Below are 24,651 nucleotides of genomic sequence, written 5' to 3' on the forward strand. Positions count from 1 at the left end.
ATCAGGACTTTGGGGGCATGCGCCTGAAGGCTTTGAGAGGTGTCAACCCTGCTGCTGGTCTGTCGGCGGCGGGGTCGGACGCGTCTTGTGCTGCGCCATGAACTGGTCGAACTCTTCCTTGTCCTTGGCGTGACGCAGCCGGGTCAGAAAATCCTTGAACTCGCGCTGCTCTTCCTCGAGCCGCTGCAGCGTCTCGGCGCGATATTCGTCGAAGGCGCGGTTGCCGGATGACGGCGGGCCGAAGCCAAAGCCGAAGCCACGGCGCTCCATGCGATCGCGCATGCGGTCCATCCTGTACTGCATCTTCTCCATCTTGTTCTGCCAGCGATCCTGGTGGCTCCAGCACGACATTCTTCTGCTCCCGAGTGTGAAAAAGAGAAGGGCAAGTCCGATCGGCCACCAGATGATGAAGCCGAGAATGGTCACGGCGATCCAGCCGGGATGCCAGGGCGTCTCCAGCATGTGAGGACGCTGGTACTGTTGGTATTGGTCCGAGGGGCCGCGCCATCGATTGACATCAGCGGTGTAGGCCATTTCCATCTCCATGACGGCATCAGCGCCGTTGTGAATGTAAATAACATTTACATAGCTAGACCATCCCGCGATTTTGTCAAGCCAGCCGCCAGACAGGGGCGCCGAATTATTTGCGCAATTTTATTTCGGCTTGCCCCAGGGGCCGCCGGGCGGCACGCCTGAACCGGAGGACGCCTCCGGTGGCACCGGCGGCGGCTCGGCGCTCTTCTTCTGCGGGCGGCGATCGGTTGGGAAGCCGAGACCGCGCAGATAGATCAGCACCTCGGCTTCGAGCAGTTCATCCGGCGACATCGGCAGTTTTCGTCGCGCGGCATCGCCGCGGGAAAACAAGGAGGCCACGCCATGCGCCATCGACCAGATGTGCAGCGCCATCATCATCGCCGGCGGCCGCGGCGTGCCAGGAGGCGCCAATGCCGCGAGCCGCTCCGCGGCGGCGCGAATGATGTTGAAGGCGCGCTCGCTGGCGGCCTGTAGCGCCGGATTGGCATCGACCGGCAGGCCGGACTCGAACATCGCGTTATAGAAAGCGGGCTCATCGCGGGCGAAGGCAAGGTAGGCCTTGCCGACGCGCTCGAACGCGGTGACCGTGTCGGGACGCCCATCGTCCCAGGCCGAAGTCAGGCGCGCCTCGAACTGCTCGAAGCCGCGCTGGGCGATCGAGGACAACAGCTCGTCGCGGTCACGAAAATGCCGATAGGGCGCCGCCGCGCTGACCCCGGCCATGCGCGCAGCATCGGCAAAGGTGAAGCCGGCCGCGCCCTTCTCGGCAATCAGCCCGAGAGCGGCCTGCAACAGGGCCTCCTTCAGATTGCCGTGGTGATAGCCGCGCTCGGCGCGGCGTTGCTCCTTGCGCCAGCTCATGTGAACGACTTTTACATGAGCCGGGCGTGAAGGTCACTAGCGGCGATGAGGCATCATTAACCCGTATTTCGCACGTCCAGGCCGGTCCGATGCGTCAGTATCGGGCCCCGGAAGGAAGTTCGGCCGAAAGCTACATCTGCGGAATGGGCAGCACGGGCATGACTTCGATCGCCTCGCCCGGGAAGATCGCAAAATGCGGATGGTTCTCGAACAGCCTGGCAGCTTCCTCTTGCGAGGCAGCCCGCACGACCGTGAAGCCGGTCAGGGCATTGCTGACCTCGGTGATGCCGCTCGCGTCGATCCTGCGGGTCTTGCCAAGCGGGCCGCCCATCTCGACGATGACGGCTTGGTGCTTCTCGACCCAGCCGTGCCAGGCGGCCATGCCCTCCTGCTCCCTTGCTTTCCGTTCGGCCTCGGGCAGCGCGCGCCAGGCCGCCATTTTCGTACCCGTCATGCTGCCGAGATAGACAGCGAGAAATTTCTGTTCGGTGCTCATCGGTTCTCTCCTTGTTGATCGATTGACGCTAGCCGCGATTCATCGCGACCCGCTGTGGCTACTTCTTCAGGTCGTCGAATCCGGCGGCGGCGTGCTGCACGTCGGGGGGAAAGTCGCTCATCTCCTGCACCTGCCGGATCTCGATGATTTCGTTCGGCGAGGCCGGACACTTCTTGGCCCATGCGATCGCTTCCTCGCGCGAGGCGACCTCGATCATCCAGTAACCACCCAGGACCTCCTTGGCCTCAGTGAAAGGCCCGTCGGTCACGACAGGCACGCCGGTCGCAAACGAGACCCGTGCGCCCATCGAGGGCGGATGCAGGCCGTCGAGCGTGATCAGCACGCCGGCATCCTTCAGCGCCTCGTTGTAGCGCATCATCGCAGCAACGCGTTCTGGATCGAGCTGCACGTCCGGCGGAGCGCTCTCGTAACCGAGCGGGATCATGAGCATCATAAATCGCATGAGAGTTCCTCGTTATTCGCTATCATTTCCGCGGCGCGACGAAGTCACGAGCCCGGAATCCATTCATCCACCATTGCTGCCGCGCAACGGATTCCGGACCGCGCTATCCGCGCCCCGGAATGACGGCGGCGGAGAGCTATTTTTTCGCCGCATGGGCGCGCGTGCGCTCTTCCTGCTCGCGCAGTTCGGGGGTGAAGGCTTCGCCAAAATCGTCGGCCGAAAACACTTGGCGGATCTCGATCTCGGAGCCGGAGTCGAACGGCGCACGCTTCATCCAGGCGATAGCCTCGTCGAGCGATGCAGTCTTGATCAGCCAGAAGCCGGCGATCAGATCGGGGGAGAGATCGAACGGACCGCGGGTGACGCTCGCCTCCGACCGCGCTGAATATCTGACCCGGGCGCCCTTCACCGTCGGATGCAGGCCCTCGCCGGCCTCGATCACGCCGGCCTTGGCCATCTCCTCGTTGAACCTGCCCATGGCCGCCAGCATCTCCGTGCTCGGCATCTTGCCGGCCTCGGTATCCTGGTTTGCCTTGACGATCACCATGAAACGCATCGACGTGCTCCGTGATATGCATGGAAGGGGGCCGGTCCGGCCCCTGCTCCCAAGTAAGACGAATGCGATCTCCTCGAGCCGACACCGAGCTGGAGATAATTTGGTCGCTCTGGAAGCCAGTCGCCGCGGCTTCGGCGAAAACGGCTGTCGATGCGGCCGAGCCCCAGTTTCCGACGTGAAGAACTCGACCTTGCGAAGCCTCGATCCGCCACGCGGGGAAACTTGACAAGACCTGATGCCGGTGAACCGAGGCCAGGCGCGGCATCGGCGGCACCAAGTGATCCCCCGTCCCCCCCCCCCGGCAACCGCGAGGTGACGGGGATTGACTGTCGGTTGCCCTTCTTGTCGGAACGAAAGCAAAGTAAAAGGCATGGGCCGCCGTGCGGCTTACGTTTCCGACAGAAAGACAGATCGGCCAATGCCGCAAGCCCCACAAAAAGTCGCCCTCGTCACCGGAGCCGCGCGCGGCATCGGGCTTGCGACCGCGAAGAAGTTCCTCGCCGAGGGCTGGCGCGTGGCGCTGCTCGACGTCGAGAGCGAACTGCTCGGCCGCGCGGTCGCCGAGATCGGCCAGAGCGAGGCGACGCTGGCGCTGACCTGCGATGTCTCAGACAAAGCTGCGGTCGGCACTGCAATGGCCGCGCTCGAACGGCAATTCGGCCGGCTGGATGCGCTCGTCAACAATGCCGGCATCGCGGTGTTCGCGCCGCTGATGGAGACGTCGGAGGCTGACTGGCGCCGCGTGCTCGAAGTCAACCTCACCGGCCCGTTCCTCTGCACGAAGGCGGCGGTGCCCTTGATGCGCGACGGCATTGGCGGCGCCATCGTCAACATCACCTCGATCTCGGCGGTGCGCGCCTCAACGCTGCGCTCGGCCTACGGCACCAGCAAGGCGGGGCTGGCGCACCTCACCAAGCAGCTCGCGGTCGAGCTCGCCTCCTTCAATATCCGCGTCAACGCGGTCGCTCCGGGGCCTGTCGACACCGCAATGGCGAAGCAGGTGCACACCAAGGAGATCCGCGCCGACTATCACGACGCCATTCCGCTCAATCGTTACGGCCTGGAACAGGAGCTCGCGGACGCGATCTACTTCCTGTGCTCGGCAAATGCGAGCTACATCACCGGCCAAATTTTAGCCGTTGATGGCGGCTTCGATGCGGCGGGTATCGGCCTGCCGACACTGCGCGGCCAGCGGCGCAACGGGTAGGCACAGGATATGTAAGGTGGGCAAAGGCGTACGCGCCGTGCCCACCCTCGTTCCGGACTAGCGGTGCCAATGCTGGCACGCGGAGCCTGTCATCGGGCGCGCATTCGCGCGACCCGGTGGCTTTGCCACCCTATGATGTCGAGAGTTCGGAGAGTGCCATGCGACGCGTCACTTTCAAAACCTGGCTGCTCGCGACAGCTCTGCTCGCCTCTGCGCCCGCGGCCGCGGAGATCCGCATCATCCAATCGCCGGGCGGACAGGTCGGGCCGTTCCTCGACCTGTTCGAGCAGGTGCGCGAGAGCGGCGAGCGCGTGGTGATCGACGGTCCTTGCCTGTCCGCCTGCACCCTGGTGCTGAGCATCGTGCCAGGCGAGCGCATCTGTGTCACCAAGCGCGCGGTGCTCGGCTTCCATGCCGCGCGTTCGGTCGACCGGCGGGGGCACATCTATGCCGAGCCGGAGGCATCGGTCGCGGTGCTTGCCGCCTATCCCGGCCCGGTGCGCGACTGGATCAGCCGCCGTGGCGGCCTCACTTCGCGGTTGCTCTTGCTCAAGGGGCGTGATCTCGCCGCGATCTATCCGCGCTGCCGCTGACGAATTTGGCAGCCGCCGCTCTAACGGCCCTTGGCTCGGCTGGTCCGAGGCCATACGGCCGGTTCCCTGTGCTCGCACGCTATGTGCGCACCGGGGTCGTTCGCCATCACGCGCTGGCCGGCTTCAAAAGAGAGTCTGAATCACCGGCACCAGCTTCATGCTGACGCAGATGAGCATCCCCCAAAGAGCAAAATTGATCTGTAGCGCCGCCGCCATCGGTCGCTCCCCTTCCAAGTGACGTCCATCCCAGTTTGTAGATTTTATGACTCACAAATAGCGATTCTGGCGTGCAGATCACAGCCCAATATTGCGTCAATTGTTGTGCGATGCAGTCCGCATCGTTTCACGAAGCGGCCTCACTGCTCGCGCAAAGTGATGCGAATCGTCAATTCATTCCTCGGCCATGCCGGCCAACTGGTTTGCCTTAAGTTCCATTTGACCGACGCGATGCAAGTTTTCCCGCGCGGATCTTGCGCATCGCGCACCGAACTTCGGGTCCGGCATGATACGACATGGCTTCATCTTGCTCACTTCCTGCACAACGCTGCTTGGATGCGCAGTCGCACCGGCGCAGGAGCGTCGCCCGATCGCGTGGGATGGCCTCGGCCAAGACCCCAACAGACGCCCGAACCGCCCTCACATCGCGAAACGGCACGCAACGAATCCCGTCCCCGCGGCAAATGATCCCAATCGGGAGCGGGAACGCGTGCTCGGCACCCTGCGGCCATACTCCGAGGCGTGGTGGGCGGTCCATGACGAGATCGAAGCGGAGAATGACAGGCAGCTCGGCACGAAGCTCGTGATCTGCCCTCGCTGCGTGCAAGCGTCGCCGGCGGGCGCGGACGTGACCGGATCAATCCGATGAGAGGGAACGGCCGATCCGCGCGTGACGGAGCGGCTCCGCGCTCCGTACGATCCATTATGTGTATGTGTCCCCTCTCCCGCGGCTTTGGAGAGAGGGGATCACATTCAATCGATCATGTGGGCGATCGCGCCTGTCACATTCCTTCCGCCGGGCAGTTCACCATCCAGGGAATGCCGAACTTGTCGACGCACATGCCAAAACCCTTGGCCCAGAACGTCTTGCTGTATGGCATGGTGACGCTGCCGCCGTCGGCGAGCGCGTTGAACTTGCGCTCGCCATCCCCGGGGTCCTTGACCGTGAGCGAGATCGAGAAGCCCTGTGGCTTTTGAAAATGCTCGGGCGGCGCGTCGGAGGCCATTAATATGCTGCCGTCGGGCAGCGACATCCGCGCATGCATGATCATCTTCTCGCGCCCGGGCGAGGCGGGCACCTCCGGCGGCGCGTCCGAGGCGCGCATCATCGCATCGATCTTGCCGCCGAGAACCTTGACGTAATAGTTGAACGCAGCTTCGCAGGTGTCCTGATAGAACAGATAGGGATTGAGCATCGTTTCTCTCCTCTTCGCTTCCAGTGAGACTTATTGTTTCTCCGTGAGCTTCTTCAGGCTGACGAGGCCGACCTCGAAATCCTTGCCGATCATGCTGTCCATGTTGATGAACACCTGCATCAGCTTGGACAGGAACGGGGCCGGACCATACATCGCCCATGTGATCAGTGTGGCATCACCTTGCGGCACAAAGGTGAACTCGGCGCTGTTGTGGCCTTCGAACGGGCGCTCGAAATCAAGCTTGATGCGGAGCCTCAAAGGCGCGTTCGCCTCGAGGATCTCCATGTGGCCGGCGCCGACATTGTTGTTCCCGTCCCAGGCATAGGTCGCGCCCTTGCCTTCCGCGGCTCCGCCGAAGGTCCGCCTCATGGCGGGATCGCGGCTCTCGTAGGGCGACCAGGCGGTCCAGCGGTGGAAATCGGCCACCTGCGGATAGATCGCGTCGGCCGGCGCTTTCACGGTGAGAGTGCGCTCGACACGGAATGTGTCGGGTTTCGTCAGGGCAAAGACGAGCACGGCCGCAATTCCGGCCGCGAGGACGATTGCGATGACGGCAATGGCTTTCAGCATGGAATGGCTCCCGGGGTACAGGTATAGGACGAACGAGCGAGGCCCCGGCCGACAAGATCGAAACGAAATTTTTGGCACGCTGCCCGCCCCACGTCATGGCCGGGCCATCCACGTTCTTCGACGCCGATGGCAAGACAGGGATGCCCGGGACAAGCCGGGCATGACGACCGCGACGGTTTGCGCCCTATTTCGCCTTGGCGCTTTCCTTCGGCTTCGGCTGGCTGTCCCGGATCAGGCGATCGAGATGCATGCGGATGTGGGCGGCTTCCGCGGAGGTGTTGGCGAGTGCGATGGCGCGGTCGAAGGCGATGCGGGCCTCGTCGTTGCGGCCGAGCTGCATCAGGAAGGCACCGCGCACGCCGTAGAAATGGAAGTAATTGGCAAGCTTCGGCGCCAGCGGCTCGATCAGGTCCAGCGCGGCCTGCGGTCCGCGCACCTTGGAGACCGCGACGGACCGGTTGAGCGTCACCACCGGCGAGGGCTGCAGCACTTCGAGCGCGCCGTAGAGCAGGTCGATCTGCGTCCAGTCGGTCTCCTCTGGCGTCGGTGCCCGCGCATGCAGCGCGGCGATCGCGGCCTGGATCTGATAGGGCCCGCTGTGGCGGTGGCGCATCGCCTTGTCGATCAGGGCAAGGCCCTCCGCGATCATGGTGCCGTTCCACAGCGAACGGTCCTGGTCCTCCAGCAGGATCAGCGACCCGTCCGGGGCAAAGCGGGCGGCGCTGCGCGCATGTTGCAACAGGATCAGCGCCGTCAGGCCCATGATCTCCGGCTCGCTCTGGAACAGCCGCAGCAGCAGCCGCGCCAGCCGGATCGCCTCTTCACACAGCGGCTTGCGGAGCTCCGCGGTTTCGCCGCTCGCCGAATAGCCCTCGTTGAAGATCAGGTAGATCATTGCCGCGACGCCGGCGAGCCGCTCGGAACGCTCGACCGCGCCGGGCGCTTCGAAGGGTACGCCGGCGTCGGCGACCTTTGCCTTGGCGCGGGTGATGCGCTGCTCCATTGCGGCTTCCGAAACCAGGAAGGCGCGCGCGATCTGCTTCACGGTGAGACCGGAGACGATGCGCAGCGCCAGCGCGATCTGCTGCGTCGCCGGCAACTGCGGATGGCAGCAGATGAACATCAGGCGCAAAATATCGTCGCGGTAGTGCGAGCCGTCGAGCCGCTCCGCGAGCGCGCCCTCGGCGTCGTCGAGATCGGAGATCGCTTGGTCGTCCTCTGGCAGCGGTTGCTGCTTGCGGGCGCGGCGGACCTCGTCCATCGCGACGTTGCGGCCGACCATGATCAGCCAGGCTGCGGGATCGCGCGGCGGCCCATTCTGCGGCCAGGTTTTCAGCGCGCGCAAGCAGGCGTTCTGAAAGGCCTCTTCGGCGGTGTCGAGATCGCGGAAATAGCGCAGCAGGGCGCCGACCGCCTGAGGGCGCGCCGAGGTCAGCGCAGTCTCGATCCAGCCGGTGTCGGCCTCGCTCACGTCAGATCCCTCCGGGCCTGAACACGCCGACGGGGCGCACCTCATAGGCGCCGCCGGGATTGGCAGCGCCGAGGTCGCGGGCGACATCGAGCGCGTCGTCGAGGTTCTTGCAGTCGACGATGTAGAAGCCGAGGAGTTGCTCCTTGGTTTCCGCATAGGGGCCGTCGAGCACCAGCGGCGGGTCTTCCTTGCGCAGCGTCGCCGCCGCGGTGGTCGGCAACAGCCGCGCCACCGGCCCGAGCCGGCCCTGCTTGGTGAGCTTCTCCTGCACCACGGCGAGCTTCTTCATCACGGCCTCGTCCTGGTCCTTGCTCCAGGAGCCGACGAAGTCCTCATCGTGGTAGCAAAGAATGGCATAAAGCATAGGCGACACTTCCCTCGTCTGTTCTAAAGACGCGCCAATATGCCTCGCCCCGACAGGGCTGCGGAAAAAATTTGCAAGAAAAATCCGGCAGATCGTGCCAAGGAGGGCCTTCTCAAGCGGAACTCGACGAGGCACTTCGAATGACCCTGGGCACACTGGCCGTCCTGATCAACAGCACGCAGCAGAACTGGCTGCCGGAGCGCTGGAAGACCCGGTTCGAGACGGTCTGCGGCGGCCGTCCCGTGGTGCTGCTGCCTGATGCGGGGCTCGATCCGGCCGAGGTGCACTATGCCGCCGTGTGGAAACCGGTGCCGGGCGATCTCGGTGCCTTCCCCAATCTGCGTGCGATCTTCAATCTGGGCGCCGGCGTGGACGCGCTGATGGCCGACAGGAGCCTGCCCGATGTGCCGCTGGTGCGCGTCGCAGTGCCCGACCTGACCAACCGCATGACTGAATATGTCGTGCTACATGTGCTGATGCACCATCGCCAGGAACTCTATTTGCGCCAGTGCCAGCGCGAGAAGCGCTGGGAGCCGATTTATCAATGGCCTGCAAGCGCGGTCACAGTGGGCATCATGGGGCTCGGCACGCTGGGCAGTGATGCGGCCGACGTGGTGCGCCGGCTCGGCTTCCGCGTCACCGGCTGGAGCCGCAGCCCGCGCGCGATCGAGGGCGTGGAATGCTTCCACGGCGCAGCCGGAATCGACGCGTTCCTGCGCGCGACCGACATCCTGGTCTGCCTGCTGCCGCTGACGCCTGACACGCACGGCATCCTCAACGGCGACGTCTTCACAAAGCTCAACCGCAGCAGCCCGCTCGGCGCGCCGGTGCTGATCAACGCCGGCCGCGGCGGCTTGCAGAACGAAGCCGACATCCTGGCCTGCCTCGATGACGGCACGCTGGGCGCCGCCTCGCTCGACGTTTTCGTCCAGGAGCCGCAGCCAGCGGATAGCCGGTTCTGGGCCCATCCCAAGGTGCTGCTGACGCCGCACAATGCGGCCGACACTGACGCGGATGCGATCTCGGCCTACGTCGCCGAGCAGATCGCGCGGTTCGAAGCGGGCGGCGTGCTGGAGAACGTGGTGCATCGGGCGAGAGGGTATTAGCGCTCCGTCCGGTTTGGCAAGACGCACGACCGCGCCTCACCCTCGATCCGGCCTGCACCGGACGGCTCAGTTTTTGGCCCCAGTCCCCACCATCACGTCGATCGCGCCGCTTACGATCGCCTCCAGCTCCTTGCGCGGAACGTGGGCGCGGGAGCGGATGGCGATCGTGTGCACGGTCGCGGATGCGACCTGCGCCAGCACCGCCGGCTCGGCGCTATCAGGCAGTTCGCCCTTCTCCTTGGCGCGGCGGAAGCAACTGGCAAAGGCCTTGTCGAGTTCAGTGAGACCGTCGAGCACCATGGCGCGGATCTCGGGATCACTCACTGCCTCGGATGCCGCAGTCACCACCGTGAAGCAGCCTCGCGGACCAGTGTCGCCCGAAAGATAGATGTTTAGCGCGGAGGCGAAGATGCGCTCGAGGCGCTGACGCACCGGCATTTCCTGACGAAAGATCTCCGCCATCGACGCGCGCGCTTCCTCCCGGTAGCGCTGGTAGCTCTTGATGTAGAGCTCGCGCTTGTCGCCGAACGCCCCATAGAGGCTCGGCCGGTTCATGCCGGTGGCTTCGCTGAGATCGTCCAGCGAGGTTGCGGCAAAGCCCTGCTTGCGGAACAGGTCGAGCGCCCTGCCAAGCGCGACGCCGGGCTCATAGGCACGCGGCCGGCCGCGGCGCCTGGGTCCACTGGCAGAAACTGGCGGCTTCGATTTTTGTACCATTTCGCAAGATAATCCTTGACCGGCCTTATATTATGCAAGACAGTATAAAAATCAATCTGGCCAGGTTGAGCAACACCCCAGAACGAATTGCCCCAGGAGGCTACAGATGGATCTCTATTTCTCGCCGCTCGCCTGCTCGATGGCGACCCGCGTCGCGCTGTACGAAGCTGGCGCTGAAGCGAACTATCTCGAAGTCGATCCGCCGACCAAGACAGTGCTGAGCGACGGCTCCGACTTCCGCACCGTGAACCCGATTGGCCTCGTGCCGACTCTGCGCACGGACGAGGGCGTGGTGCTGACCGAGAACGCCGCGATCCTGCAATATGTCGCCGATCGTTTTCCGCAATCCGGCCTCGGCGCCGCCGCCGGTATCGAGCGCACGCGGCTGCATCAATGGCTCTGCTTTGTCGGCACCGAGCTGCACAAAGCCCTGTTCGTCCCGTTGCTCGACCGCAAGGCGCCGCAGGAGGCCAAGGCCTATGCGCTGGAGAAGAACCTGTCGCGGCTCGACTATCTCGACAATCATCTCAAGGGACGTGAATTCCTGCTCGACCATTTCAGTGTCGCCGACGCCTATCTCGTCACGGTCATCAACTGGACCATGGCGACGCCGCCGATCGAGCTCGCGAAATGGCCGAACCTGAAGGCCTATTACGAGGGCCTGCGCCAGCGGCCCTCGATCGCACGCGCGATCGCGGAGGAGTTCGAGCTGTACAAGGCCGAGCTCGCGCGGAAGAAGGCCGCGGCGTAAGCCTGAGGCATCGAAATGCCGTCCCGACAGCTGCCGGGACGGCGCGAATCTATCCGTAGAGCACCCGCGGCAGCAGCGTGACAATGCCGGGCCACAGCGTCAGCAGCAGCACGAAGCCGATCATGATCATCAGATAGGGCATCGTCACGCGGGCGATGTAGCCGAGACCATCTTCGGTCAGGCCCTGGATCACGAACAGGTTGAAGCCGACCGGCGGGGTGATCTGCGCCATCTCGACGGCCAGCACCAGGAAGACGCCGAACCAGATCTCGTCGAAGCCCGCCGCCTTCACGATCGGCAGCACGATCGGCAGCGTCATCACGATCATCGAGAAGCCGTCGAGGAAGCAGCCGAGGACGAGATAGAAGACGACCAGCACCACGATCAGCATGAAGGGCGACAGGCCCAAGCCCTTCACGAAGGCGGCAATCGCCTGTGGGATTCCGAGGAAGGCAGCCGCGTTGCCGAGGATCGAGGCGCCGAGCACGATCAGCGCGATCATCGAGCAGGTGACCACCGAGCCGATCAGCACGTCCCGCATCACCTGCTGCGACATCGCTCCTTGCGCCCATGCGACAAGCGCGGCGCCGAGGACGCCGACAGCCGCAGCTTCCGACGGGGTCGCGAGACCGCCATACATGGAGCCGAGCACACAGACGATGAGGAACAGGGCCGGCGCAAGATCCTTCAGCGCCGCAAAGCGCTCGCTCCAGGGCAACTGCGAAAGCTTTGCTTCCGTCTCCGGCACCATGCTGCGGTTGAGGCTCGTGTGCAGCATCACCCAGGCCATGAAGGCGGCGGCGAGCAAGAAGCCGGGCAGCACGCCGGCGGTGAACAGTTTCAAAATCGAGACGTCGCCGAGCACGCCGTAGATGATCATGATGTTGGACGGCGGGATCAGGAAGCCGAGCGTGCCGGCGCCGGCGAGCGAGCCGATCGCGATGTCGCGCGAATAGCCGCGGCGCAGCAGCTCGTTGAGCGACATGCGGCCGATCACCTGCGTAGTCGCGGCCGACGAGCCTGAGATCGCGGCGAAGATGGTACAGCCGATCACGTTCACATGCAGCAGGCGACCGGGCAAAAGCCCAGCCCACGGCGCGAGTCCCTGAAACAGCGAACGCGACAAGCGGGTACGAAACAACAGCTCGCCCATCAGGATGAACAGCGGCAGCGCCAGCAGCTCCTGCGTGGTCAGGATGTTCCAGGCATATTGCGGCAGCAGCTTGTCGAGCGGGATCGAGCGGAACATCGCGAGCAGCAGCGTCGCGGTGAGCGCCAACGTCAGGCCGATCCAAACGCCGCAGGCCAGCAACGCGAACAGGATCACGAAAAGGGCAACGACTTCGATGGTCATGGGATCCGCTGTCCGGAGGCTGGCGCGTGGGCGATCATTCGACGGGCGAGGCCTTCATGCGGTGATCCTCCAGCGGCAGGCCGAGCACGGCCTGGATCGCGCGCGCCAGGAACTGAAGCGTCAAGAGCAGCATGCCGAACGTAACGACGGCTTGTGGAAACCATAGCGGCGTATCGCTCGAGGTCGAGACCTGGCCGCGCACATAGGCGCCGAAGGCAAACTTCGCCATGGCTGAGGTCAGGAACGCCATGAAAGCGAAGCCGGCAGCCGCCGACAGGACCTCGAGTACGCGCTGCACCGAGGCCGGCGCGTTCTTGAGCAGCAGGACGACTCGGATATGACCGCCGACACGCAGCGTCATCGCGGCGCCAAAAGTGAAGGACGCCGCCATCAGATAGGACGAGTATTCCCAGGCGATCGAGATCGACGGCGGGAAGAATGAAAAGAAGTTCGAGAGGAAGCGCGTTGCGACCTCGCACAGCATCAGCAGTGCCAGCATCAACAGACAGCCGCCGCCGATCCAGCCGTCGAGCCGGCCGAGGCGGTCGATGCCGTCGAGCAGGATGCGCAGCGGCGCCGGCGCCGCTGCATTGAGGCTCTGCGGAGCTTCGGGCGAGACGCTCACGACGCCTTCACCATCAGCCACGCTTCATTTCGGCGAGATAAGCCCGCACCGGCTTGTCGGCTGCCGGCACGCGTTTGAGGAACGCGTCGAGCTGCGGCGCGGTCTTGGCCCGAATGTCGGTCATCATCGCGTCCGAGACCGGCACCACCTCCATGCCGCCCTCCTTCAGACGATTGAGGCTGTCTACATCGGCCTTGAGCGAGTTGGCCCAGAAGCCCGGCTCCATCTTGCCGGCGATGCCGGCGATGAGCTGCTGCTGATCGGCGCTGAGCGCCTTCCAGGAATCGAGATTGACGGTGAGCATCTGCGACGACCAGACGTGGTTGGTTGGGTAGACGTATTTCAGGAACTCCCAGAATTTTCCGTCGACACCCGACACCGACGACGTCGAGACGCCGGCCACCGCGCCGGAAGCGAGCGCAGGGATGGTCTCGCCCCAGGGAATCATGACCGCGGCCATGCCGATCGCGTTCAGCATGTCGACGGCGTTCTTGTCGGGGACGCGGATCTTGATGTTCTTCAGGCCCTCGACGTTGGCGACCTTGACCTTGAGATGCAGATATTGCGTCGGCCACGGCACGATGTAGAGGATCTTCTGGTTGTTGCGGGCGACGACCTTCTCGTATTCGGGCCGCACATATTTGTGCAGCACCTTCAGCTCGTCCATCGAGCCGCACAGGAAGGGGATGCTCTCGACGCCCATGAAGGGCTCGTCGCCGACCTGCTGGATGTTGAGGACGTCGGCGAGTGGCACCAGGCCATCGCGCACGGCGCGCAGATGCTCGGGGCCCTTGAAGCCGAGCTGGCCGCCGGCCTTCACCGTGATGTTGACCGTGCCGCCGCTCTGCTTCTTCACCTCCTCGGCGAAGGCAAAAGCGTTCTGGGTGTGGAAATTGCCGTCAGGCCAGACCGTCGACATGTCCCAGCTCACGCCCGCCGCCCGGGCGCGAGTGGAGATGTGGCCGGCCGCAAGCAGCGTGGCTGCGCCCGCGGTGAAGCTTCGTCGCGTGATCATTGCACCCCTCCGTTCGCTACGCGCGCGACGCCTGACGCGTCACCGCGTGTACCCGTAAACTGCAACCGCGTTGTCGGCAGACACGAGGCCGCTCTCGACATCGTCCTTGACGGCCGCTCGATCGCGTTCGATGGGCGCGCCGATCCCGGCACCGCCCGGTGTCAGCACCACCAGTCGATCCTCGGGCGGCACCTGCTGAAAGCCCTTGCCCCGCAGCTTCTTTCCAGACTTCAGGCCGACATAGCCGGCCTCGCCGTCCTTGCCGCCATCACGACCGCGCGGCGGATGATCGATACGGTCGAACGCGGCGAGAATGTCGAACGGGGCATCGACGCCGCTGCCGACCTCGATGATCTGACCGAGCCCGCCGCGGGTGCGCCCTGCTCCGCCGGAATCCGGACGCAGCTCCTTGCGCCAGAAGATCAAAGGCGTCTGCGTCTCTGCGATCTCGACCGGCGTGCCGCGCACACCGCTGGGATAGGCGGTGGCCGACAGCCCGTCCTTGTCGAAGCGCGCACCGGTGCCGCCATTGGAGGTCACCGCCATCGAGAACCCGTAATTGCCGCCGGCGCCGCTTCGCGTCTGTCCGCGGACGTTGAGATTCCACAGGCACGAGGTGCCTTCGGCCGGCACGCGCTCGGGGATGATCTGGCGCAGGCAGCCGAACACGACGTCGGGCAACATCTGGCCGATGATGTGGCGCGAGGCCACCGGCGCCGGCTTCGGCGCATTGAGGATCGCACCCGCCGGCGCCGACACCGTCAGCGGCGAGAGCGAGCCGGCGTTGTTCGGGATCTGCGAGGCAACGACGCAGCCGAGGCCGAACACCGTGTAGGCCGTGGTATAGGACAAGGGCACGTTGATGCCGAACTTGGAGGCGGCCGAGGTGCCGTCGAAATCGACGTGAATGCCTTTGTCCGAAATCGTCAAGGTCGCGGCAAGCGTGACCGGCGCGTCATAGCCGTCGACAACCATGGTGTTGCGCCAGCTTCCTTTCGGAAGTTTCGCGACCTCGGCCAGCACGGCCTCGCGCGAGCGTTCGCAGATGTAGTCGCCGAGCTCGTCGAGCGTATCGATGCCGAACTCCGTCATCATCTCGACCAGGCGCTCGCAGCCAACGTCGTTGCAGCCCGCGAGCGAATAGGTGTCGCCCTCGGTGTCTATAGGCAGCCGCGTGTTGGTGCGGATCATCGCCATCAGCGTCTCGTTGACGACGCCCTGATCGATCAGCTTCAGCATGGGGATGTAGAGCCCCTCCATGAACACGTCGGTGGCATCGGGACCGAAACCGATGCCACCGATGTCCATGAGATGGCTGGTGCAAGAGAAGAGTGCGACGACCTTGCCATCCTTGAAGCACGGCGTGGTGACGACGAAGTCGTTGAGATGGCCGGTGCCCATCCACGGATCGTTGGTGATGTAGGCGTCGCCTTCCTTCATCGTCTGAAGCGGGAAGTGGGCGATGAAGTGCTTGACAGATTCTGCCATCGAATTGACGTGGCCGGGCGTGCCGGTCACCGCCTGCGCCAGCATGCGGCCCTTGAGGTCAAACACGCCGGCAGAGAGGTCGCCGCATTCGCGCACGATTGGACTGAAGGCGGTACGGAGCAGGACCTGCGCCTGCTCCTCGACCACGGCGATCAGCCGGTGCCACATGATCTGGAGGTCGATCAGGCTCGCGCCGCTTGCCTTGTTCATGATCAGGCCGCCTTTCGTTCCATGACGATGCTCCCGGCACCATCGATATGGGCGTCAAAACTGGTCGAGACGAAGGTGGAGGTCTCGTCCTCCGCGATCACGGCAGGGCCTGCAATGGTCGCGCCGGGCGCCATGTCTTCGCGGCGATAGAGCGGGATCTCGATCACCTCGCCTGCGCGGCCATCGAAGAACTTGCGGCTGCCGGCTGCCTTTCCGGCGGGCTTGAGCGCGACGGCCGCGACCGCGGCTGGATTGCGCGCCTCGGTGGTCGCGAGCACCGACCAGCTCAACACCTCGATCGCCGCCCCCGGGATCGGCCGCTCGAACATCGCAGCATAATCCGCCTCGAATTTCTGGCGCAGGCCGGCGAGATCTGCGGTCGTCAGCCGCCGGTTCGGCAGCTCGACCGAGATCTCGTGGCCCTGGCCGACATAGCGCATGAAAGCGGCGCGCCGCTCCCGCACGGGCGCACCGGCGGCGCCGGGTTCGACCAGCGCACGCGCTTCGGTCGCCGTCTCCTGCAAGAGATCGGAGACCGCCTCGGTGTCGAAATCATCGAGTCGGACATGACGACTGCGCACCAGCTCGTAAGCGATGGGCGCCGCGAGGAATCCGACGGCCGATCCGACCCCGGCATTCGAGGGCACGATCACCCGGGAGACGCCGATCTTCTCGGCGACGCGCGCCGCATGCAACGGTGCAGCGCCACCGAACGCGATCAGCGTGTGCTGGCCGACCACGGCGCCGCGCTCGACCGCATGCACGCGCGCCGCGCTCGCCATGTTCTCGCAGACGACCTCGTGCACGGCATAAGCGGCGGTTTCCGCAGACAGGCCGAGCGGCTCGCCGACATCGCGCAGCAGCGCCTGTTTGGAAAGCTCCGGGTCGAGCTTGATAGTACCCGCCGCAAAGGCGTCGGGATCGATCAAGCCGAGCGCAACGTCCGCATCGGTCACGGCCGGACGCTGGCCACCGCGGCCGTAGCAGGCCGGCCCCGGCTCCGATGACGCACTTTCCGGACCCACGGTGACGCGCTTCATCGCGTCGACATGGGCAATCGAGCCGCCGCCGGCGCCGATCTCGACCATCTCGATCACGGGGATGCGCACCGGCAGGCCGGAGCCTTTGAGGAAGCGCGCTGCGCGATCGACCTCAAACACGCGCGAGGTCTCAGGCTGATACTTCTCGATGAGGCAGATCTTTGCGGTGGTGCCGCCCATGTCGAAGGACAGCACCTTGGTCTCGCCAAGACGCGCCGCAATCTGCGCCGCGAAAATCGCTCCGCCAGCCGGACCGGACTCGACGAGACGCACTGGAAAGCGCCGCGCCGTCTCGATCGAGGTGACGCCCCCGCCGGAGGTGACGAGATAGATGGCGCCGCGGAACTGCTCGACCTGCAAGGCGTCCGCCATGCGGGCCAGATAGCCGTCGATAAGGGGTTGCACATAGGCGTTCGCAACCGCGGTGGAGGTGCGCTCATACTCGCGAATTTCCGGACACACGGCCGACGACACGGTCACGGAGATGCCGGGCATCTCCTCGCCCAGGATCGCGGCAGCGCGGCGTTCGTGCTCGGGATTGGCGTAGGAGTGCAGGAAGGCGATCGCGACGCTCTCGACGCCTCGCTCGCGCAATTTCGGCGCGAGTGCGCGCACAGCAGTCTCGTCCAGCGGGAGCCGAACGGCACCGTGCGCGTCGATACGCTCGGGGACGGTGAAGCGCAGACTGCGCGGCGCCAGCGGCTTCGGCTTGTCGATGCTGAGGTCATATTGGTCGTAGCGGCTCTCGGTGCCGATATCGAGCACGTCGCGAAAGCCCTCCGTCGCAATCAGCGCGGTTTTCGCGCCGCGCCGCTCGATGATGGCATTGGTCGCGAGCGTGGTGCCGTGAATGAAGACGTCGATGTCGCTGATATGCGCGCGCGCGTCAGCGAGGATGAGGCGCATGCCGTCCAGCACCGCCTGCTCGGGCCGCTGCGGCGTCGTCAGCACCTTGCGCGTCTTGCGCGCCTCGCCCACGTCCAGCACGATATCGGTGAATGTGCCACCGATATCGACGGCAAGCCGCACCTCGGCTCCCTCAAGCATTCCAAATTCTCCGCGCTGATCGTCAAGACTGAGGTCGAAAGCGCAGCAATTTCCATGCCATGGACGACGAGGACAACGCCGCGCCTGACTATTCTGCTTGGCACCTATGCAATAGGCAAGACGTGTTCGACGCCTGCGCGATCAGAGCAGGAATGCAAGCGCCGACTCGCAGCGCTCCTCGACCTTCAGCGTCAGGAGATCGTCGGCGCGGGTGCGGCCGAGATTGACTGCTGCAATCGGAATTTTGCGTTCCGCGGCAGCCTGCACGAAGCGGAATCCGGAATAGACCATCAGCGAGGAGCCGACAATCAGCATGGCGTCGGCCTGCGCCAGATGATCGTGCGCGGTGGCGACAATATCGCGGGGGACGTTCTCGCCGAAGAACACGACGTCGGGCTTGAGGATGCCGCCGCAGGCTTCGCAGGCCGGCACTTCGAAGGACGAAAACTCCTCGTGCTCCAGATCGGCGTCGCCATCAGGTGCATCGGCGGCATCGAGCCTCAGCCAGGCCGTATTCGCGCGACCAAGCGCGTGCTGAAACTCATCGCGCGGCGTCTTGCAGCCGCAGCCCATGCAGCGGACCAGATCGAGTCGGCCGTGCAGGTCGATCACCTGCCGGTGGCCGGCAGACTGATGCAGCCGGTCGACGTTCTGGGTCAGCAGCATCCCGCACCGGCCGTTCGCCTCGAGCCGGGCCAGCGCATGATGCGCATCATTCGGCTTGGCCTGGCCGAACCGCCGCCATCCGATCAGACTGCGCGCCCAATAGCGCCGGCGCGTATGCTCGTCCGACATGAAGGCCTGGAAATTCACCGGCTGGGTGCGCTTCCAATTGCCGTGGCTGTCGCGATAGTCGGGAATGCCCGAATTGGTGCTACAGCCCGCGCCGGTCAGCACGAACAGACGTTCGTGTCGGCCGATGAAATCCTGGAGCGGAAGGTTTGGCAGCGGAGCATTTATCATGGCGCAGATGTAGTTCGTGCGGGCGGGCTTTGCCAGATGATGATAGTCCGCAGCGCCCGGCCGCCTGCAGAGGTGGCTATCTCGGGGACCGGCGCACTGTGCTATCGAGGAGACGAGTTTTCTCTTCTGCTGCAATGCGGGCGGCTTGCTGCAATGTCAGCCGAAATTCGTCCCGTTTCTCGTGCACCGAGGCGATCGCAGGCCCGACCGCGACTCCGAGGCCGATCAGTGCGGCTTCGGAAAGTTGCAGGCTTGCCTCGATGGTTTCCGGCACCGCATCGGTTGCGCCGATCGCATAGAGGTGGCGGGCATGATCGGCGTCCCGCGCACGTGAGACGATCAACACGTCCGGCCGCACTGCGCGGATCCGCTCAACGACAGCATCGATTGCTGGTCGCGACTGAATGGTGATGATCACACCGGTCGTCTGCATCAGGCCGCAGGCTTCGAGAAAGCCCGGTTCTGTCGCATCACCAAAATAGACCTTATGACCATCGCGGCGGTCGCGCGCCACGGCGACGGCTTCGTTGTCGACCGCGATGTAGTTTAGGCCGTGGCTGGTCAGCAGCGAACAGACGACTTTTCCAACGCGGCCGTAGCCGACCACGATGGCCTGCGCCCGGTCCCCGGGTGGCCGAACCGTCAGTTCGGGATCGAGGGTTCGCTCGCCACCCAGTTTCGCGGCCAATCGTCGCCCGAGCATGCCCAAAAACGGCGTCAATGCCATCGTTACGGCGGTGATGGCGATGGCAAAGCTCGACACGCGCGGTTCAATCAGGCCGAGGGCCGCCGCCATCCCGATGCTTACGAAAGCGAATTCGCCAACTGGAGCCAGCAGGCAGCCGACCTCGATCGCCGACGGCCACGAGAGCCTGAAGAGGCGGCCCAGGATGATGAGCACGATCGCCTTGCCGGTCAGAACCCCGATGACGGCGGCCAGCAACCAACCAGGCTCGCGCATGAACACGCGGACGTCGATGGCCATGCCGACGGTGAAGAAGAAGATGCCTAGCAGCAGGCCCTTGAACGGCTCGACGGTGGCCTCAATGGCCTTGCCATACTCCGTTTCAGCCAGCATCAGCCCTGCAACGAATGCTCCGAGCGCCATCGATAGGCCGGCTTGGTGCGCGGCAAGGCCTGCGCCGACGATGACGAACAAGGTTGCCGCGACGAACAACTCCGTCGAATGAGTGCCCGCAACCATCTGGAACAGCGGACGCATCAGCAGCCGTCCGATCAGAATGAGAAAAGCGACCGCCACTACAGCCTTCAAGGTCGCACTGGAGATGTGCGTCACGACGGAGCCGTCGCTGCCCGCGCCGAGCACCGAGACGAACACGAGAATGGGAACCACTGCAAGATCCTGGGCCAGCAGCACCGAGAAGCTGGCGCGCCCCGCAACGGTCGCGAGCCGCCTGTCGCTGGACAGAAGCTCAAGCACGATAGCCGTCGAGGACAGCGCAAGGCTTGCGCCGAGGATCACGGCGGTATGGGAATTCTTCCCCGCGAGAAGCGTCGCGCCGAAAATGATCGCGGACGTCGCCAGCACCTGCAGGCCGCCAAGCCCGAACACCAGGCGCCGCATCGTCACGAGCCGCCTGAAGGACAGCTCGAGCCCAATCAGGAATAGCAGGAACACGACGCCGAGATTGGCGATACCTTCGACGTTCTGCGCGTCCACCACGGTGAACCAGTACAGGAACGGGAGGTCCTGAACGAGCGAGCCGAGTCCGAGAGGGCCGAGGATGGCGCCGGCACCAAGATAGCCCAACACCGGATTGATGCCCCAGTGGCGGACGATCGGCACCACGACGCCGGCAGTGCCGAGGACCACCAGCGCGTCACTGTAGGCATTGATGTTTATGGTTGTGGTCACGAAGCCTTCATGTGTCGGCGCTTACCACTAGCGGCAGCGTCGTCCACGATCGATAGCACACGGCGCCGCAGACCCCTACCGGGCTCCGACGGCCTTTGCCGCGCGGGCGTTGGTGGCCAGCACGCCCAGCGAGAAGGCTTGCCTCGCGACCACGATCTAATCGTTGCAACCGGTCGGGCCGTCGCAGATGCGCACGCTCCCAAGCTGACGTTCAGCTCGCCCAATTCTCCCGGAATTCGGGGAACAGCGTCAGGCCTCCGCAGGCATAGATGGTCTGTCCGGTGATGTAGCTCGCATCATCCGAGGCGAGGAAGGCGAACACCGCGGCGATCTCTTCCGGCGTGCCGACACGTCCGAGCGGAATGTGGGAGGTGACGATGCCGCGCTTCTCGGGATCACCGGTCCAGGCCGCGTTGATCGGCGTATCGATCGCGCCGGGTCCAACCGCATTGACGCGAATGCCGCGGCCGGCGAATTCGAGGGCCAGCGTACGCGTCAGATTGGCCATGCCGCCCTTGCTGATCGAATAAGCGAGATAGCCGGGCTTTGGGATGATCTGGTGGACGCTGGAGCAATTGATGATACTGCCACCTCCGCCGCGGGCGACGAAATGCGCGAGCGCCTTCTGGGCGCAAAGCACGGCGCCATTGAGATTGACGTCAATGATGCGACGATAGGTTTCGACGTCGAGCGCATCGCTCGGCGATTCCCGCTGGAAGCCGGCATTGTTGACCAAGCAGTCGAGGCGCTTCCAGCGCGCCAGGACCGTCTCGAACATCGCGGCGATGTCCTGCTCGTTGCCGACATCGGCCTTGACGATGATGTGATCGAGCCTGCCATGACCCCGATCGCCCGATGCCGTCCGCGCCAGCGCAAGCGTCTCCTCGGCTCTTTCAGGATGATCGAAATAATTGATGGCGACGGTCGCGCCTTCCTGGGCGAGCCGGATGGCGACGGCGCGGCCGATGCCTTGCGAGGCGCCGGTCACCAGCGCGTATTGGCCCACGAGGCGCGAGGGAAAGGAGGTTGAGGTTTGTGGCATGAGTTCTCTCCGGGATGCTTGATCATCGGCGGAACTGGCTTTTTGTTCCATCCCTCAGCGCATTGCTTCGATTCGCTCGGCGCCGCGTGCGAGTGGCGAGGTCAGAATCTGATGCAGGATGATGGCGCCAAAGGTCGCGGTGCCGATTCCGCCGATGGTGAACGCACCGAATTTGAGCGTGAGATCGCCGGCGCCTGCCGTGAGCGCCACCGCGACGGTAATCAGGTTCGCGGGATTTGCAAAGTCGACCTTGTTCTCGACCCAGATCCGTCCCGCCATCGCCGCGATCAACCCGAACAGCACGATCGAGAGCCCGCCGATGACGGGACCTGGGATCGACAGGATGAGCGCGCCGAATTTCGGCGAGAAGCCGAGCAGGATCGACACCGTGGCCGCGAAGGCGAACAACAAGGTGGAATAGACCTTCGTCGCCGCCATGACGCCGATATTCTCGGCATAGGTGGTGACACCGGTGCCGCCGCCGCAGGCGGCCACGATGGTCGCGAGGCTGTCGGCAAACAGGGCGCGGCCGAGATAGCGATCGAGGCTCCGGCCCGTCATGGCGCCGACCGCCTTGATGTGACCGAGGTTCTCGGCGACGAGAACTATCGCAACCGGCGCGATCAGGAAGATTGCATCGGCATGGAAGCTCGGCGCGGTGAAGTTGGGCAGGCCGAACCACGGCGCGGCCGAGAGTTGCGCGAAGTCGATCGGTTTGCCGAAACCGAGTCCGTTCGCGAACAGCAAGTACAAAAGATATCCGCCGATGGCGCCGGCAATGATCGGCAGGCGGCGCCACAGGCTTGGCGCGGCAACGGCGACCACGCCGATCATCAGAACGGTCGCAAGCCCGATCCAGGTGTCGAACGTGCCGGCGCTCACCGCCTTGACCGCCACCGGCGCAAGGTTGAGCCCGATCGCGGCGACCACGGCGCCGGTGACCGCCGGCGGCAGCAGCTTCTCGACCCAGCCAACCCCCGACCACATCACGATCAGCGCAATCACGCCGTACAGCACGCCGGCTCCGACAATGCCGCCGAGCGCAACTGACAGGTTCGGGTTCGGCCCCTGCCCCACATAGCCGGTGGCAGCGATGACGACGGCGATGAATGCAAAGCTCGAGCCGAGATAGCTCGGCACGCGCCCTGCGACGATGACGAAGAAGATCAGCGTGCCAATGCCGGAGAACAGGACCGCAACATTGGGATCGAACCCCATCAGTAGCGGCGCGATGATCGTTGATCCCGACATTGCGACGCAATGCTGGAGACCGGAGACAACGGTCTGGCCCCAAGACAGCCGCTCCTCCGGCATGATCACGCCCGAGGTCTTGAGTTTCCATCGCGGAAAATAGCCTTGCACGCGTTCTTCGGAGCCTGTTGTCGACATGTTTCCCCCGACTTGCGGTGCAGCAGTCGATCTTCGTGCGATCCGACAAAAATGTGATTGTCGCTTCCGCGGCGGCCATCACATGATGCAAATCAAGCAAGATCGATACATTCCCGGCCTACAATATGACACAAGTCGCGGTCCAGCCAGCCGTCCTCCGCCGGCACCAGCCCTGGTACAAGATCCTCTACGTCCAGGTCCTGATCGCGATCGCGCTCGGCGTGCTGATCGGTTATTTCTTTCCCGATCTCGGCAAGGCCTTGAAGCCGCTCGGCGACGGTTTCATTGCGCTGATCAAGATGATGATCGCACCGGTGATCTTCTGCACCGTGGTGCACGGCATCTCCTCGATGGGCGATCTCAAGCGTGTCGGCCGGGTCGGGCTGAAGTCCCTGATCTACTTCGAGACGGTCTCGACCGTCGCGCTCGCGGTCGGTCTGCTCGTCGGGGAGATTCTCCAGCCCGGGCACGGCTTCAACATCGATCCCGCCACGATCGATCCGAAATCGGTGGCCACCTACGTCACCAAGGCCAAGGAAGAGGGCATCGTCGCCCATCTGATGGCGATTATCCCCGACAGCTATCTGGGCGCCATCGCGCGGGGCGACCTGCTTCAGGTGCTGTTGATCTCGATCCTGTCGGGCTTCGCCATCGCCTTCCTGGGCAAGGCCGGTGAACCAATAGCGGACGCGATCGACAAGGCCGCAAAAATGTTCTTCGGTATTATCCGCATCATCGTGCGCGTGGCGCCAATCGGCGCTTTCGGCGCGATGGCATTCACCGTCGGCGCCTACGGTCTCGGCTCGCTGCTCAACCTCGCCGCCCTGATCGGCGCGTTCTACCTGACCAGCATCCTGTTCGTGCTGATCGTGCTCGGTGCGATCGCCCGGCTCGCCGGTTTTTCGATCCTGCGCTTCATCGCCTACATCAAGGACGAGTTGCTTATCGTGCTCGGCACCTCGTCCTCGGAGACTGTGCTGCCGCAGATGATCCAGAAGATGGAGCATCTCGGTGCCTCGCGCTCGGTCGTCGGCCTGGTCATCCCCACCGGCTACAGTTTCAACCTCGACGGCACCAACATCTACATGACACTGGCAACGCTGTTCCTGGCGCAGGCGACCAACACCCATCTGACGATCTGGCAGGAGCTCGGCATTCTCGGCATCGCCATGATCACCTCGAAGGGCGCCTCGGGCGTCACCGGCGCCGGCTTCATCACGCTCGCCGCGACGCTCTCGATCGTGCCCGACATCCCGATCCAGTCGATCGCGATCCTGGTCGGCATCGACAAGTTCATGAGCGAGTGCCGCGCATTGACCAACCTGATCGGCAATGGCGTTGCCTGCGTCGTCATCAGCATCTCCGAAGGCGAGCTCGATCGCGACGCGCTGCACGAGACCATGGCCCACCCGCTGGAGATCGGCGAGGCGTTGGAACCGGTCGGCAGGGCGTAGCGGTTCCGACGCGGTAGTTTCCCGGAATGGAAAAGCGGTGAGATACG

At 64.4% G+C, this 24,651-nt stretch carries 25 protein-coding genes; 6 read left to right on the plus strand and 19 right to left on the minus strand.

Annotated elements, in window-relative coordinates:
• Positions 1–42: 42 nt before the first annotated feature.
• The 5 genes from IVA92_RS02595 to IVA92_RS02615 all read right to left on the minus strand — a co-directional run bounded on the left by IVA92_RS02595 (position 43) and on the right by IVA92_RS02615 (position 2,910).
• Complete coding sequence (locus IVA92_RS02595) at positions 43–534, minus strand: DUF2852 domain-containing protein (RefSeq protein ID WP_247280203.1); 492 nt, start codon at positions 532–534, stop codon at positions 43–45.
• A gap of 120 nt (positions 535–654) precedes the next feature.
• Positions 655–1,395: a TetR/AcrR family transcriptional regulator gene (locus IVA92_RS02600; protein ID WP_247280204.1), complete on the minus strand. Its 741-nt coding sequence runs from the start codon at positions 1,393–1,395 to the stop codon at positions 655–657.
• Positions 1,396–1,525: 130 nt separating this feature from the next.
• Entirely contained in the window at positions 1,526–1,891 is a 366-nt protein-coding gene (locus IVA92_RS02605) for a hypothetical protein (RefSeq protein ID WP_247280205.1), read from the minus strand.
• A gap of 58 nt (positions 1,892–1,949) precedes the next feature.
• Positions 1,950–2,354 (minus strand): YciI family protein, encoded by a 405-nt coding sequence (locus IVA92_RS02610; protein WP_247280206.1) that lies wholly within the window; start codon positions 2,352–2,354, stop codon positions 1,950–1,952.
• Between the two features lie 136 nt (positions 2,355–2,490).
• Positions 2,491–2,910 carry a YciI family protein gene (locus IVA92_RS02615; protein WP_247280207.1) on the minus strand — a complete coding sequence of 140 codons (420 nt, stop codon included), beginning with the start codon at positions 2,908–2,910 and terminating at the stop codon, positions 2,491–2,493.
• Between the two features lie 418 nt (positions 2,911–3,328).
• Here IVA92_RS02615 and IVA92_RS02620 point away from each other — a divergent pair, with 418 nt between their 5' ends.
• The 3 genes from IVA92_RS02620 (at position 3,329) to IVA92_RS02630 (ending at position 5,575) form a co-directional block, all read left to right on the plus strand.
• Complete coding sequence (locus IVA92_RS02620) at positions 3,329–4,117, plus strand: SDR family oxidoreductase (protein ID WP_247280208.1); 789 nt, start codon at positions 3,329–3,331, stop codon at positions 4,115–4,117.
• 158 nt (positions 4,118–4,275) lie between these two features.
• Entirely contained in the window at positions 4,276–4,710 is a 435-nt protein-coding gene (locus IVA92_RS02625; RefSeq protein ID WP_247280209.1) for a hypothetical protein, read from the plus strand.
• Between the two features lie 502 nt (positions 4,711–5,212).
• Positions 5,213–5,575, plus strand: coding sequence for a hypothetical protein (locus IVA92_RS02630; RefSeq protein WP_247280210.1), 363 nt, complete (start codon positions 5,213–5,215; stop codon positions 5,573–5,575).
• A 133-nt stretch (positions 5,576–5,708) separates the two neighbouring features.
• Here IVA92_RS02630 and IVA92_RS02635 read toward each other — a convergent pair whose 3' ends face one another.
• The 4 genes from IVA92_RS02635 to IVA92_RS02650 form a co-directional block, all read right to left on the minus strand.
• Positions 5,709–6,122, minus strand: a complete 414-nt coding sequence (locus tag IVA92_RS02635) for a VOC family protein (protein WP_247280211.1) — start codon at positions 6,120–6,122, stop codon at positions 5,709–5,711.
• A gap of 30 nt (positions 6,123–6,152) precedes the next feature.
• A complete protein-coding gene (locus IVA92_RS02640) occupies positions 6,153–6,692 on the minus strand; it encodes an SRPBCC family protein (RefSeq protein WP_247280212.1) in 540 nt (179 codons plus the stop codon).
• 184 nt (positions 6,693–6,876) lie between these two features.
• Positions 6,877–8,163 (minus strand): RNA polymerase sigma factor, encoded by a 1,287-nt coding sequence (locus IVA92_RS02645; protein ID WP_247280213.1) that lies wholly within the window; start codon positions 8,161–8,163, stop codon positions 6,877–6,879.
• 1 nt (position 8,164) lies between these two features.
• Positions 8,165–8,527 carry a YciI family protein gene (locus IVA92_RS02650; protein WP_247280214.1) on the minus strand — a complete coding sequence of 121 codons (363 nt, stop codon included), beginning with the start codon at positions 8,525–8,527 and terminating at the stop codon, positions 8,165–8,167.
• Positions 8,528–8,667: 140 nt separating this feature from the next.
• On the opposite strand from IVA92_RS02650, the gene IVA92_RS02655 reads away from it, so the two are divergent.
• Positions 8,668–9,633: a glyoxylate/hydroxypyruvate reductase A gene (locus IVA92_RS02655; protein ID WP_247280215.1), complete on the plus strand. Its 966-nt coding sequence runs from the start codon at positions 8,668–8,670 to the stop codon at positions 9,631–9,633.
• A gap of 66 nt (positions 9,634–9,699) precedes the next feature.
• Here IVA92_RS02655 and IVA92_RS02660 read toward each other — a convergent pair whose 3' ends face one another.
• On the minus strand, positions 9,700–10,350 hold the full coding sequence (locus IVA92_RS02660; RefSeq protein ID WP_247280216.1) for a TetR/AcrR family transcriptional regulator: 651 nt from the start codon (positions 10,348–10,350) through the stop codon (positions 9,700–9,702).
• Positions 10,351–10,456: 106 nt separating this feature from the next.
• Between IVA92_RS02660 and IVA92_RS02665 the strand changes: the two genes are divergently transcribed.
• Positions 10,457–11,101: a glutathione binding-like protein gene (locus IVA92_RS02665; protein WP_247280217.1), complete on the plus strand. Its 645-nt coding sequence runs from the start codon at positions 10,457–10,459 to the stop codon at positions 11,099–11,101.
• A gap of 49 nt (positions 11,102–11,150) precedes the next feature.
• Here IVA92_RS02665 and IVA92_RS02670 read toward each other — a convergent pair whose 3' ends face one another.
• The 9 genes from IVA92_RS02670 to IVA92_RS02710 form a co-directional block, all read right to left on the minus strand.
• Positions 11,151–12,455, minus strand: coding sequence for a TRAP transporter large permease subunit (locus tag IVA92_RS02670; protein ID WP_247280218.1), 1,305 nt, complete (start codon positions 12,453–12,455; stop codon positions 11,151–11,153).
• Positions 12,456–12,489: 34 nt separating this feature from the next.
• Positions 12,490–13,101, minus strand: a complete 612-nt coding sequence (locus IVA92_RS02675) for a TRAP transporter small permease (protein WP_247280219.1) — start codon at positions 13,099–13,101, stop codon at positions 12,490–12,492.
• Positions 13,094–14,095 (minus strand): TRAP transporter substrate-binding protein, encoded by a 1,002-nt coding sequence (locus IVA92_RS02680; protein WP_247280220.1) that lies wholly within the window; start codon positions 14,093–14,095, stop codon positions 13,094–13,096. Before IVA92_RS02680 ends, IVA92_RS02675 begins: the two co-directional genes overlap by 8 nt.
• Before the next feature lie 39 nt (positions 14,096–14,134).
• A complete protein-coding gene (locus IVA92_RS02685) occupies positions 14,135–15,793 on the minus strand; it encodes a hydantoinase B/oxoprolinase family protein (protein ID WP_247280221.1) in 1,659 nt (552 codons plus the stop codon).
• Positions 15,794–15,795: 2 nt separating this feature from the next.
• On the minus strand, positions 15,796–17,880 hold the full coding sequence (locus IVA92_RS02690; RefSeq protein WP_247280222.1) for a hydantoinase/oxoprolinase family protein: 2,085 nt from the start codon (positions 17,878–17,880) through the stop codon (positions 15,796–15,798).
• Positions 17,881–18,021: 141 nt separating this feature from the next.
• Complete coding sequence (locus tag IVA92_RS02695) at positions 18,022–18,843, minus strand: NAD-dependent protein deacetylase (protein ID WP_247280223.1); 822 nt, start codon at positions 18,841–18,843, stop codon at positions 18,022–18,024.
• A gap of 76 nt (positions 18,844–18,919) precedes the next feature.
• A complete protein-coding gene (locus IVA92_RS02700) occupies positions 18,920–20,719 on the minus strand; it encodes a cation:proton antiporter (protein WP_247280224.1) in 1,800 nt (599 codons plus the stop codon).
• Positions 20,720–20,930: 211 nt separating this feature from the next.
• Positions 20,931–21,761, minus strand: a complete 831-nt coding sequence (locus IVA92_RS02705; RefSeq protein ID WP_247280225.1) for an SDR family oxidoreductase — start codon at positions 21,759–21,761, stop codon at positions 20,931–20,933.
• A 54-nt stretch (positions 21,762–21,815) separates the two neighbouring features.
• The gene (locus IVA92_RS02710) at positions 21,816–23,150 is read right to left on the minus strand and encodes a solute carrier family 23 protein (protein ID WP_247280226.1); all 1,335 of its coding nucleotides are present in this window, start codon (positions 23,148–23,150) and stop codon (positions 21,816–21,818) included.
• 125 nt (positions 23,151–23,275) lie between these two features.
• Here IVA92_RS02710 and IVA92_RS02715 point away from each other — a divergent pair, with 125 nt between their 5' ends.
• The gene (locus tag IVA92_RS02715; protein ID WP_247280227.1) at positions 23,276–24,604 is read left to right on the plus strand and encodes a dicarboxylate/amino acid:cation symporter; all 1,329 of its coding nucleotides are present in this window, start codon (positions 23,276–23,278) and stop codon (positions 24,602–24,604) included.
• The last annotated feature ends 47 nt before the right edge of the window (positions 24,605–24,651 follow it).

It is taken from the genome of Bradyrhizobium sp. 154 (assembly GCF_023073875.1).
Taxonomy (GTDB): Bacteria; Pseudomonadota; Alphaproteobacteria; order Rhizobiales; family Xanthobacteraceae; genus Bradyrhizobium.